This window comes from Micromonospora sp. CPCC 206060, assembly GCF_036906895.1.
GTDB lineage: Bacteria > Actinomycetota > Actinomycetes > Mycobacteriales > Micromonosporaceae > Micromonospora.
The window spans coordinates 1-10,993 of sequence record NZ_JBAKHU010000115.1 but is presented as its reverse complement, the minus strand read 5'-3'; the positions used below and the strand labels follow the sequence as shown (position 1 = coordinate 10,993).

Genomic DNA, 10,993 nt, shown 5'->3' with positions numbered 1-10,993 from the left:
TCGACCTCGGCGGGGTCAACGACCAGCAGCCGCCGACCCTGCGCCGCGAGGGCCGCCTCCACGTACTCCGCACCAAACCGCGCGAACCGGTCCCGATGTTCAACCACGATCGTCGACACGGACGGGTCACGCAGTAGCGCAAGGAACTTCCTGCCGCGGCCGTTGAGCGCCGGCCCGACCTCGGTCACCACCCGTGATACGGAAAGGTTCTGTCCGGTCGCCCAGGTGGCGACCCGGGCGACCTGCCGGTCCAGGTCGGCTTTTTGATCGGCCGACGACACCCGGGCGTAGACGACGGCCGTGTCCTCGGCAGCGGGCTCGGTCGCGGACGGGTCGACCAGGATCAGCCGGCCCACCCGGCGGGCCGGAACGGGTAGCTTGCCTTCCCGGAACCACCGGTACGCCGTCACGTGGTGCATGCCCTCGCGCACCGCCCACTCCTTCAAGTTCACTCTTGCATCATAGTGCATACTCGATGCGCAGCAGTTACTAACCCCATGACCCGCTCAACCCGCGCCGGCCGGACCCGCACTTCGCTCCAGAGGCCGCAGCGGCCCGCGACGCCGGCTGGCCGGTCGGCCTGGTCGACCACGACGCACTGGGTCGGCCGGGGCGGTCGGCCGGGTACGGACCACCGGTCCCGCCCGCTACCGGGGCTGGATGCTCCCCGCCGACCGGTACACCGACTTCGCCGGCGCTCTCGCCGAACGGGAGGTCACCCTGCTCACCGGCGCCGGGGAGTACCGCCGGGCCCACGAACTGCCCGGCTGGTACGCCGCGCTGGCCGGCATGACACCGGAGTCGTACTGGACGGTGGGGGCGGAGCGGAACGACGTCCTCCGGATCTGTGACCGGCTCGGCAGTGGCCCGGCGGTGCTGCGGGACTACACGAAGTCCCTGAAGCACCACTGGCACGAGGCCGCGTACATCCCGGAGGTGGCCGACCATGCCGGGACCTGGCGGGTGGTGCGGCGCTTCGTGGAGCTGCGCGGCGACGATCTCACCGGTGGCCTGGTGGTACGGCGCTTCGAACGGTTCCAGGGGCACGAGGTGCGGACCTGGTGGCGGGACGGCCGGTGCGTACTGGTCGGCCCGCACCCGGACACCGACGACGGTGCGCCGGTGCCGGAACCCGACCTGGCCGACCTGGCCGACCGGGTCCGCCGCACCGGACTCGACTTCGTCACGGTCGACCTGGTACGGCGGGACGACGGCCGGTGGCGGGTGGTCGAACTCGGCGACGGACAGGTCAGTGACCGGCCGGTGTCGATTCCACCCGCCCGGTTCCTGGCCGCCCTCGCCACAGCCGACTGACGCCCGCACCGAGTGTTAATAAGGGGCCCTTCCTCTACCGAAAGCGTTAAGCAGGGGCCCTTCCTTACACCTTGGTGGGGAGGTGGCGGGTGGCCCGCAGGCTGGTCAGGGTGACCACCACGAGCACCCCGATGATGACGCCCAGCGAGGCGAGGGTCGGGATCTCCGGGATCCAGGTCCAGACGCCGTGCGCCCAGTGCAGGGCGAGCTTGACGCCGATGAAGGCCAGGATGGCGGCCAGCCCGTAGCTGAGGTGCACCAGCCGGGACAGCGCGGCGTGCAGCACGAAGTACAGGGCGCGCAGGCCGAGCAGGGCGAAGGCGTTGGTCGCGAAGACCAGGTACGGGTCCTCGGTGATGCCGTAGACCGCCGGCACGGAGTCGACCGCGAAGACCACGTCGGTGGCCAGGACGGCGACCACGACCAGCGCGAGCGGGGTGAGCGCCCGACGTCCGCCCTGGCGGACGATCATCCTGGTGCTCTGGTAGTCGTCGGTCACCGGCATGAACCGGCGCAGCAGCCGGACCGAGCGCATCGTCGAGATGTCCACCGCCTGCTCGTGGCCGGAGAGGGCGTCCCGGAGCAGTTTGACGGCGGTGGCGATGAGGATCGCGGCGAAGAGCAGGAACGCCCAGTCCAGGGTCTGCAGGGCGGCGGCGCCGAGGGCGATGAAGACGGCGCGCAGGACGAGCGCGCCGGCGATGCCGTAGAGCAGGACCCGCTGCGCCAGCACCGCCGGTACGGCGAACGCGGCGAGCAGCAGCATGAAGACGAACAGGTTGTCGACGGAGAGGGACTTCTCCACCAGGTAACCGGTGAGGTACTGCACGCCCTGTTCGGAACCCCAGCGGGACCAGATGTAGCCGCCGAAGGCCAGGGGCAGCGCGATGTAGAAGGCGGACCAGCCCAGCGCCTCCCGCATCGACACCTCGTGGGGGCGGCGGGTGACCAGGAAGTCGAGGACCAGCAGCGCCAGCACACCGGCGATGGTGACCGCCCAGAGCGTGGGCGTACCCACGGATGTCAACTCGGACACGGCAAGATAGGGCGTTTCGGTCACGGAGCCTCCTCGAACACCGGTACGGGTTCGAGGTCTCCTTCACCCGCCGCTGATCGGGGTGGGCAACCATCCGAGGCCGTCCGGGACGGCCGTACTGACCGGAGTGGTTCGTGGGAAGTACTCCCCTCGCGCCCCCAGATTAGGTCAGGCTTATCGGAAACGCCAAGCGATGCGGGCAGGTCACGCCGCAGGTCCGCCGTGGTCACGGAGGCTTTTCTCCGGTTCGGGTGAGCAGTGTCCGGACCGCCGCGTGGACCCGTTCCGGCCGTAGGTCGGCCATGCACGCCGGCCCGGTCGGTGACAACGGACAGTCACCCTGCCACCAGCAGGACTGCTCGGTGATCGCGGTCGGCAGCCGGTGCTCGCACTCCGGTAGCCCCTGGAGATCCACCCCGCCGATGCCGTAGCGGCGGGCCCAGGTCGGCCCGAAGAGGCCCACCGTCGCCGCACCGGACGCGGCGGCCAGCCGTACCGGACCGGTGTCGGGTCCCACCACGACTCCCCCACGCCGGGCCACCGCCGCGAAACAGCCGGCGAGCACGGGCAGGTCCATCCGGGGCAGCGGCACCACCGACGGGGACACCGGCTCCGGGCCGACCGACAGCACGGGGTGCCCCCGGCGGTGGAGTGCATCGGCCAGTCGCCGCCACCACGGCGCCGGCCAGCGCTTGACCGCCATTCCGGCCTCGGTGACCAGCACCACCGGCGCCCGAAGGGGCCGCGCCGTGCCGGCCGGTCCGTAGGCGGCGGCGACCAGGGCCGGGTCCGCTCCGGCCAGGCTGACCAGGGCGGTCACCACCTGCTCCCCGGCGGCCAGGACCGCCGGAGCGAGGGCCACCCGGGGCCGGGTCGCGACGTCGGCAGCGGTGAGCAGTCCCTCCTCGTGCAGGATCCGCAGATAGCGGGTACCGACCGGCTCGTCCGGTGGTGGCTTGCGCCACAGGTCGGTCACGCACCGGGCACCGGAGGCGGCGAGCAGGTCCGGGATGCCGTCGTACCGGGTGGTGCTGACCACCAGGTCGGGTCGGCGCTCGGCGAGGGCGTCCCGGACCGCCTCCCGTTCGGCGCCGGGTCGGCCGTGCCGGGGTGTCCGCACGGCGTCCACCGCCGGATCGGCGCGCAGCAGCCCGGCGCCCGGGTCGTGGGTCAGCACCCGCAGCCGCGCCCCCGGGTTGCGCCGGGCCAGGGCGTGCACGGCGGGCAGCAGCATGATCAGGTCGCCGATCCCGCCGAGCAGGTCGACGACGAGGATCTCCCGGTACCGGTCAGTCACCGCCGCGTCCCAGCACCTGCTCGTAGATCCGCCGGTGTGCCTCGGCCACCCGGGGCCAGGACCGCTCCCGCGCGAACCGCCGGCCCCGCTCGGACAGCCGCGCCCGCAGCCCGGGGTCGTCGAGGAGCCCACCGACGGTACGGACGATGGCCGCCGGGTCCCGGCGGGCCGGGATCAGCGCGACCGCGCCACTGTCCCGTAGTTCCGGGTCACCGCCGTCTGGTTCGGTGACCGCGGTCGGCAGGCCGTGTGCCAGCACGGTCAGCAGGGCCCCGCTCTTGGTCGTCACCCCGGCGGTGAACGGCAGCACCGCCACGTCGGCGGCGCACAGGGCCGCCGACACCCGTTCGGCCGGCAGGTGCCCGGTGAAGTGCACCGCCGCGTCGACCGCGTGCCGGCGCGCCAGCCCGGTCAGCTCCGCGTGGAACGCCCGGGCCTCGTCCTCGGGCAGGGCCTGCGAGGTGAACCCGCCGACCACCAGCAGGCGCAGATCCCCGCGTCCGGTACGGAGCGCCGGCAACGCCTCGATCAACTGCCGGACCCCCTTGACGGGGTGCACGAACCCGAAGAAGACCAGTGCCGGTACGTCCGGCGGTAGGCCGAGGTCGGCGCGCGCCCGCGCCCGGGCGTCCGGTGCGGCGTGCCGCACGTCGACGTTCGGGGCGATCGGCACCCGGACCACGGGTACGCCCAGCCGCCGTTGCACCGCCCGGCCGTGCTCCGGATTGGTCACCACCACGGCGGAGCTGGCCGGCACCAGCCGTCCGGTCTCCCGGTCCCAGCGGCGGCACCGTTCCACCGCCGACCAGAGCGGCCGGGGCAGCCAGGCCGGTACCGCCCACCAGCCGTACTCGTGCACCGTGGTGACCAGCGGAACCGTCCCGGGCAGCCGGAACGGGAGCAGCCCGGGCAGCCCGGAGAACCGGTACGCCGAGGGCGCGAACTGCACGTGTACCAGGTCGGGCCGGAGCCGCCGGACCTGGCGTACTGCCGTGCCGGTGGCCCGCCACCAGCGTCCGGGGACGGGCGGTCCGGTGGGGCGTACCGGCACCCCGACCGCGTCCACGTCCACCCCGCCCAGGGCGTCGATCAGGTGGGCCACGTAGTCGCTGACCCCGTCGTGTTCCGGTCGGCCCGGCCCGTGCAGCATCGCCACCCGGATCGGTTCCGCACCGGTCACGTCACCCTCCGTTCCGAGGTGCCACGCCGGTACGCGCGTTCCCGGCCAACGGGGGACCAAACGGTCGGACGGGATGGCTTATCGTGGCGCGGTGACCGACGCTGCCCCCGCCTCGACCGGCGGTCCGCTCACCGGTGTCCGGGTGGTCGAACTGGCCGGCATCGGACCGGGTCCGTTCGCGGTGATGCTCCTGGCCGACCTGGGCGCGGACGTGGTCCGGGTCGACCGCACCGGGGAGGTCCACCCCGGCGCACCGGGGACGCCGCATCCCGACCTGCTCAACCGGGGTCGACGGTCCGTCGCGGTGGACCTGAAGTCGCCGGACGGCCGGCAGGTGGTCCTCGACCTGATGCGGGGCGCGGACGTCCTGGTGGAGGGGTTCCGTCCCGGGGTGACCGAGCGGCTGGGGCTCGGCCCCGCCGACTGTCTGGCGGTCAACCCGCGCCTGGTCTACGGCCGGATGACCGGTTGGGGGCAGGACGGCCCGAACGCCCCGCACGCCGGGCACGACATCGACTACCTGGCGCCGACGGGCGCACTGCACGGCATCGGCCGGGCCGGGGAACGGCCGGTACCGCCGATGAACCTGCTCGGCGACTTCGGCGGCGGGGCGACGCTGCTCGCCCTCGGCGTGGTCGCCGCCCTGTTCGCCGTCCGGGCCGGTGGCGCCGGGCAGGTCGTCGACGCGGCGATCGTCGACGGTGCCGCGCTGCTCACCACCCAGATCCACGCCCTGCGCCGGATGGGCATGTGGCAGGACCCGCGGGGGGTGAACCTGCTCGACGGCGGCGCGCCCTTCTACGACACGTACGAGTGCGCCGACGGCCGCTACCTGGCGGTGGGTGCGCTGGAGCCGAAGTTCTACGACGAGCTGGTCCGGCTGACCGGGTTCCGGTTGGAGCCGGACGAGGCGCTGGACCGCACCGATCCGGGGAACTGGCCGGCGCTGCGCCGGTCGTGGGCCCGGCTGTTCCGTACCCGCAGCCGGGACGAGTGGGCGCGGCTGCTGGAGCGTACCGATGCGTGTGTCGCACCGGTGCTGGACTGGCGGGAGGCTCCGGATCATCCGCATCTCGCGGCTCGTGGGGTCTTCGTCGAACACGTCGGGGTACGCCAGCCCGCACCGGCGCCCCGGTTCAGCCGGACGCCCGGGGCGATCCGGCGCCCGCCGCCGCACCCGGGCGAGCACACCGACGAGATCCTCGCCGAGCTGGGACTCGGCGCGGAACGGATCATGCAGCTCCGGGCCGCCGGGACGGTCGCCTGACCGGTCGACCGGAGGCTGCCCCGGTCTCCCGCCGGGGGTCGGCTCAGCCGTGGCGCCGGGTGGCGCCCGGCGCCAACGCCGGTTCGACCATCTCGCGGTAGTCACGCGGCATCTGGGCCATCACCTCGTCGAACTCGCCACCGGTGACCGCCTCACGGACGGTGGTGAAGACGGCCCGTACCCCGTTCCTCGCCAGTTGCTCGTCGACCCCGGCCCGGGCCGCGACCCGGCGGATGAACTCGGCCGCGTCGAAGCGGTCGGCGGCCTCGGCGGCCGGCAGGGGCCGCACGATCGCCTGCAACGGCGGCGGCAGTTGGGCGGCCAGGTCCAGTGCCTCACCGCCGGTCAGCCGCTCGGCCAGGGTCGCCAGGGTGCCCCGGGTCAGGTCGACCGCCTGTGCGGAGGCGACGTGGGTGCGCCGGGCGACCTGGTCGATGAAGGTGTCGTAGTTCATGGACATTCCTCACGGCGGGCCGGCAGGGCCGGCAGGTGGGCTCGGCGGCACGTGGTCCGCCGGCGGTGGGTGGGCTCGGCGGCACGTGGTCCGGCGGCGGTGGGTCCGGTGACCGCTGCCGACGGGTGCCCCGCGTACCCGGGTCCGGGCGGTCGAAACTGCGGGCGTGAGTGGCCGCTGGGCGGGTAAGCGTCGGGGGGCCTGGTCCGACACCCGGCGGGCCCTGATCCCGACGAGTGACGAGGGAGCCGCCGCGATGGTCAGCGACACCCAGGTGCTGCGGTACCTGTCCAGCCTGGACTACCCGGCCACAAAGGACGACGTGCTCCGCGAGGCGGAACGCCGGGGGGCCCCGGACGACGTGCTGCGGGCGTTGCGGGCGCTGCCACCGGTCGACTACGCCAACGGCAACCAGGTGGCCCGGTCGGCGCGGATCGACCCCGCGCCGGAGCAGGACGCGAGCGACCGGCAGGCCCGTGCCCGGGAACCGCACCATCGGGTCGCGCAGCACCTGCGCCGCATCTGAGGTCCGTCAGCCGTGTCGCCGGTCCGCTGATGGCGTTTCGCGGGGGACGACCGGCCCGCCGGGCCGGTCGACGCGAACCCGTCGCCGCCTCCTGGCAGTTGGCGGTCATGGGGGCCGCCGGCATCTCCGCCGGCATCGTGCTGGCCATCCTCAACGATCCGGTACTCGGGCCGCTGCTGGGCTGGGACGTGGCGGCACTGATCTACCTGATCTGGGTGTGGCGGATCATCTGGCCGATGGACGCGGCGCAGACCGCCCGGCTGGCCGTACGGGAGGATCCGAACCGGGCGTTACGGGACGTCCTGCTGCTGGCTGCCTGCCTGGCCAGCCTGCTGGCCACCGGGGTGGTGCTGACCACCGCGCACGCCGTGCAGGGGGTCTACCGCAACCTGGACATCGCGCTGGGCACGGTCAGTGTGGTGCTGTCCTGGACGGTGGTGCACACCGTCTTCACCACCCGGTACGCCCGGATCTACTACACCGGACGGGACGGTGGCATCGACTTCAACCAGCGGGAGCCGCCCCGCTACTCGGACTTCGCGTACCTGTCGTTCACCGTCGGCGCCACGTTCCAGGTCTCGGACACCGCACTGACCTGCAACGAGATGCGGACCACGGTGCTGCGGCACCTGCTGCTGTCGTACCTGTTCGGGGCGATCATCATCGCGGCGACGGTGAACCTGCTCGCCGGGCTGGCCCGCTGACAGCAGCACTCTCCGGCGCGACCGGCGTGCCGCCAGCCGTGACGGAAAGAGTCGGGCGGTCGCCGGTCGCGGAACCCACGACCAGCGTCCACCCGACCCGGAAGAACCCCGGCGATGATTCCACGCCCGAACCGGATCGCGATCACCGAGTGGTACCGGCTCACCCGAACCGGGCGAGCAGCACGTGGCCAATCATACGATCCAACATCATCCAAATGGCCAGTTGCGCACATAAGTGTGGGGCGACGCACTTCAATGATCGACGTCAACCCCCTGGTGGGTCAGCCCCTGATCTCGGCGTACCGGTCCTCCAGCTCGACCCGGGCCAGCGCGCCGACCAGCCAGGCCAGCTTCTCGGACTCGCGGCCCCCGGCCAGCTCAGCCAGGTCCGTGGCGGAACGGCCGAGTCCGAGCTTGCGGGCGGCAGCCAGCGCCTTACGGTCTGCCACCGGCGCCACCTCCGGCCAGAGCGCCTGGGTCTCCCGCAGGAACAGGTCGGCGACCTGGTCGTCGACGCCGGGCAACGCCGTCAGCAGCGCCCGCTCCCGGTCAGGGGCGTACCGGGCCGGTGCCCGTAGCCGCCGCAGGTCTCCCCGGTACCGCTGGGCCACCACCAGGGACAGATCGCCCAGGTCGGTGGCGAGCGCGTCGACATCGCCCCGCCAGCCGCAGCTGCGCAGCAGCCGTACCCGGTCGGCGTGCAGGGAGGCCGCCATCCGGGCCGCACTGTCCCACCCGGCCTCGCCGAACGCCCGGGTGGTCGCCACCGCCCGCTGGAAGTCGCCCGGCCGGCGCAGCAGCACCGACAGGCACAGCACCTGGAACAGGCTGGACGGGTTGTTGGTCACCCGGATGCCGTACTGCTCCGCGAATCCGCGACCACCGGCGACGAGCCGGCGAATGAGACGTTTCCGGTCCTCGACGCTGGAACCCACACTGCTCGTCATGGCGTGCGACTACCCGGAAAGCCCGGAGACACGCCCCGGGCGGCGGACCGCCGAGTCGTCAGCCCGAGGTACGGCCGTGCCGGTCCCGGGCCTTCAGCCGGGTGGTCGGCATGTCAGGTGCCGGCAGCGGCGCTGCCGGATCGTCCAGAACTGGCGCGAACCGGCGCCCGGCCATCCAGTCCTCCCGGGCCTGGACGATCTCCTCATGGCTGCGCCCCACGAAGTTCCACCACATGACCAGGGGTTCGTCGAAGGGTTCACCACCAAGCAGCAGCAGCCGGACGTCCTCGCCGGCACGTACCGTCAACTCCCGCCGGCCAGGTTCCAGGTAGAGCAGGGTGCCCGGGGTGAGGTGCGTGTCCGCCACCTCGGCCGCGCCGCTCATCACCAGTACGCCGTGCTCGAAACCGGGGTCCAACGGGAGCCGCGTGCTCCCCGGCCCGTGTCCCCGCAGCTCGACGCCGAGCAGCGGAGTGTGCACGACGGCCGGTGACCGGACCGGGCCGAACTCGCCGACGAGTACGGTCGCGGTGAGGTCCCCGCCCCGCCAGGAGGGCAGCGCGGCGTGGTGGGCGAAGTCCGGTGCCCCGTGGCGGGCGTGGTCGGGCAGCGCCACCCAGAGCTGCACCCCGTGCATCACCGGTGGATGCCGCGGAGGGGACTGCTCGGAGTGGGCGATGCCGTGGCCGGAGGTCATCACGTTGAGTTCGCCGGGGCGGATCGACTGGGTGTTGCCGAGCCCGTCACGGTGCAGGATCTCCCCCTCCACCAGCCAGGTGACGGTCTGCAGGCCGGTGTGCGGATGCGGCGGGACCTGCATGCCCGGGCGATCGGCGACATCGTCCGGGCCGAAGTGGTCGACGAAGCACCAGGCGCCGACCATGCGGCGGGGGCGCTGCGGCAGCAGACGCCGGACGGTGGTGTAGCGCCCCAACGGCACGTCGTGCCCGGGCAGCAGGACGCTTCCCGGCTCGGCGACCGTCGTACCGGGCTGCCGGGTGTCCGCCGGCATCGACTCCGTACCGCTCATCGCTCGACTGTACGTCGCCGCCACGGATGTGATCACCACCCTGTTGACCTCAAGCATGGTTGAGGTTTGACGCTGGTACCGGTGGCCACGACGAGAGGAAGTGATCGGTATGCGGGCGGTACTGGTGAGCCGGTTCGGCGGCCCGGAGGTGCTGGCACCCACCACACTCCCCGACCCGGTGCCGGGACCGGGGCAGGTCGTGGTGGCCGCAGCAGCGGTGGACGTACTCAACGTAGAAACCTCGATCCGGGCGGGCCGGGCCACCGCGTACTTTTCGGTCAGGCCGCCTTACGTGCCGGGCGGCGGCATCGCCGGCACGGTACGCGCCATCGGCTCCGGGGTGTCCCCGTCCTGGACCGGACGTCGGGTGGTGACCCGGCTCGCCGACTGGGGCGGGTACGCCGAACTGGGCCTCGCCTCGGCCGCCGACCTGGTCCCGGTGCCGGACGGGCTCGGGCTGCTGGAGGCAGCGGCCCTGGTACACGACGGTCCGACCGCCCTCGGGATCGTCCGGGCCACCAACCCCTTCCCCGGCGAGTGGGTACTGGTCCTACCGGCGGTCGGCGGTGCGGGCAGTCTGCTGGTGCAACTCGCCGTGCAGGCCGGCGCGCGGGTCGTCGGTGCGGCACGGGGCGTGCGGAAACTGGCCCTGGCTCGCGGCCTGGGCGCCGAAGCGGTGGTCGACTACAGCGATCCGGACTGGGTGGACCAGGTAGGTGTCATGACCGGAGCCGGACCGGACGTCGTCCTCGACGGGGTCGGCGGGAAAACGGGCCGGATGGCGTTCGAGGTGGCGGCGGAGGGCGGGCGGTTCTCCGCGCACGGCGCACCGGGTGGCGCCTTCGCCCCGGTGGAACAGGTGGAAGCCGACCGGCGGGGCATCACCCTACGCGGCATCGCCGACGTCCAGTTCCCGCCCGCCGAGGCGAAACGACTGCTCCAGCAGGCGGTCAGGGACGCGGCTGTGGGACGGCTGCGGCCGGTCATCGGACAGACCTTTCCGCTGGAGAACGCGGCGGAGGCACACACCGCAATCGAGGACCGCCGGGTGCTCGGCAAGACCCTCCTGCTGGTCTGATCCGGACGTGCCGTTGGCCGGGTCCCCGTGTCGGGGACCCGGCCAACGCTCTGCCACCTATCAGGTTCAGCTGTTGTTCCAGTGCTCGGCGACCAGGTCAGCAGCCAGCTTCTCCCACTGCGCATAATGATCCGGGAACGCCGACACCTGCACCTTCTGC

At 72.8% G+C, this 10,993-nt stretch carries 12 protein-coding genes; 5 read left to right on the top strand and 7 right to left on the bottom strand.

What is annotated here, in order from left to right:
• Positions 1-452, bottom strand: a 452-nt coding sequence (locus V6U90_RS31310) for an IS607 family transposase (protein WP_334444427.1), incomplete at its 3' end; no start/stop codon positions are given.
• A 208-nt stretch (positions 453-660) separates the two neighbouring features.
• On the opposite strand from V6U90_RS31310, the gene V6U90_RS31305 reads away from it, so the two are divergent.
• Positions 661-1,314 (top strand): ATP-grasp domain-containing protein, encoded by a 654-nt coding sequence (locus V6U90_RS31305; protein WP_334444425.1) that lies wholly within the window; start codon positions 661-663, stop codon positions 1,312-1,314.
• A 64-nt stretch (positions 1,315-1,378) separates the two neighbouring features.
• On the opposite strand, the gene V6U90_RS31300 is transcribed toward V6U90_RS31305, so the two are convergent.
• The 3 genes from V6U90_RS31300 to V6U90_RS31290 all read right to left on the bottom strand — a co-directional run bounded on the left by V6U90_RS31300 (position 1,379) and on the right by V6U90_RS31290 (position 4,827).
• Entirely contained in the window at positions 1,379-2,374 is a 996-nt protein-coding gene (locus V6U90_RS31300) for a TerC/Alx family metal homeostasis membrane protein (protein ID WP_334444423.1), read from the bottom strand.
• A gap of 202 nt (positions 2,375-2,576) precedes the next feature.
• Positions 2,577-3,647: a glycosyltransferase family 9 protein gene (locus tag V6U90_RS31295; RefSeq protein ID WP_334444421.1), complete on the bottom strand. Its 1,071-nt coding sequence runs from the start codon at positions 3,645-3,647 to the stop codon at positions 2,577-2,579.
• Complete coding sequence (locus V6U90_RS31290; RefSeq protein WP_334444419.1) at positions 3,640-4,827, bottom strand: glycosyltransferase family 4 protein; 1,188 nt, start codon at positions 4,825-4,827, stop codon at positions 3,640-3,642. Before V6U90_RS31290 ends, V6U90_RS31295 begins: the two co-directional genes overlap by 8 nt.
• A gap of 91 nt (positions 4,828-4,918) precedes the next feature.
• Here V6U90_RS31290 and V6U90_RS31285 point away from each other — a divergent pair, with 91 nt between their 5' ends.
• Positions 4,919-6,094 (top strand): CaiB/BaiF CoA transferase family protein, encoded by a 1,176-nt coding sequence (locus V6U90_RS31285; RefSeq protein WP_334444417.1) that lies wholly within the window; start codon positions 4,919-4,921, stop codon positions 6,092-6,094.
• Between the two features lie 43 nt (positions 6,095-6,137).
• Here V6U90_RS31285 and V6U90_RS31280 read toward each other — a convergent pair whose 3' ends face one another.
• The gene (locus V6U90_RS31280) at positions 6,138-6,548 is read right to left on the bottom strand and encodes a DUF2267 domain-containing protein (RefSeq protein ID WP_334444415.1); all 411 of its coding nucleotides are present in this window, start codon (positions 6,546-6,548) and stop codon (positions 6,138-6,140) included.
• A gap of 166 nt (positions 6,549-6,714) precedes the next feature.
• Here V6U90_RS31280 and V6U90_RS31275 point away from each other — a divergent pair, with 166 nt between their 5' ends.
• Together V6U90_RS31275 and V6U90_RS31270 are read left to right on the top strand one after the other, a co-directional pair.
• On the top strand, positions 6,715-7,074 hold the full coding sequence (locus V6U90_RS31275) for a DUF2795 domain-containing protein (protein ID WP_334444413.1): 360 nt from the start codon (positions 6,715-6,717) through the stop codon (positions 7,072-7,074).
• 29 nt (positions 7,075-7,103) lie between these two features.
• Positions 7,104-7,778, top strand: coding sequence for a DUF1345 domain-containing protein (locus tag V6U90_RS31270; protein ID WP_334444411.1), 675 nt, complete (start codon positions 7,104-7,106; stop codon positions 7,776-7,778).
• A 281-nt stretch (positions 7,779-8,059) separates the two neighbouring features.
• Here the strand turns inward: V6U90_RS31270 and V6U90_RS31265 are convergent, their stop codons facing one another.
• Both V6U90_RS31265 and V6U90_RS31260 read right to left on the bottom strand, forming a co-directional pair.
• Positions 8,060-8,725, bottom strand: coding sequence for a hypothetical protein (locus tag V6U90_RS31265; protein WP_334444409.1), 666 nt, complete (start codon positions 8,723-8,725; stop codon positions 8,060-8,062).
• A gap of 58 nt (positions 8,726-8,783) precedes the next feature.
• Positions 8,784-9,755: a pirin family protein gene (locus V6U90_RS31260; RefSeq protein WP_334444407.1), complete on the bottom strand. Its 972-nt coding sequence runs from the start codon at positions 9,753-9,755 to the stop codon at positions 8,784-8,786.
• Between the two features lie 109 nt (positions 9,756-9,864).
• On the opposite strand from V6U90_RS31260, the gene V6U90_RS31255 reads away from it, so the two are divergent.
• Positions 9,865-10,833 (top strand): zinc-binding dehydrogenase, encoded by a 969-nt coding sequence (locus V6U90_RS31255; RefSeq protein WP_334444405.1) that lies wholly within the window; start codon positions 9,865-9,867, stop codon positions 10,831-10,833.
• The last annotated feature ends 160 nt before the right edge of the window (positions 10,834-10,993 follow it).

Bases quoted from the DNA above. Each gene is read 5' to 3' on its own strand.
- V6U90_RS31265 (WP_334444409.1), bottom strand. From the start codon at position 8,725: ATGACGAGCAGTGTGGGTTCCAGCGTCGAGGACCGGAAACGTCTCATT.
- V6U90_RS31280 (WP_334444415.1), bottom strand. From the start codon at position 6,548: ATGAACTACGACACCTTCATCGACCAGGTCGCCCGGCGCACCCACGTC.
- V6U90_RS31305 (WP_334444425.1), top strand. From the start codon at position 661: ATGCTCCCCGCCGACCGGTACACCGACTTCGCCGGCGCTCTCGCCGAA.
- V6U90_RS31270 (WP_334444411.1), top strand. From the start codon at position 7,104: ATGGCGTTTCGCGGGGGACGACCGGCCCGCCGGGCCGGTCGACGCGAA.
- V6U90_RS31260 (WP_334444407.1), bottom strand. From the start codon at position 9,755: ATGAGCGGTACGGAGTCGATGCCGGCGGACACCCGGCAGCCCGGTACG.
- V6U90_RS31255 (WP_334444405.1), top strand. From the start codon at position 9,865: ATGCGGGCGGTACTGGTGAGCCGGTTCGGCGGCCCGGAGGTGCTGGCA.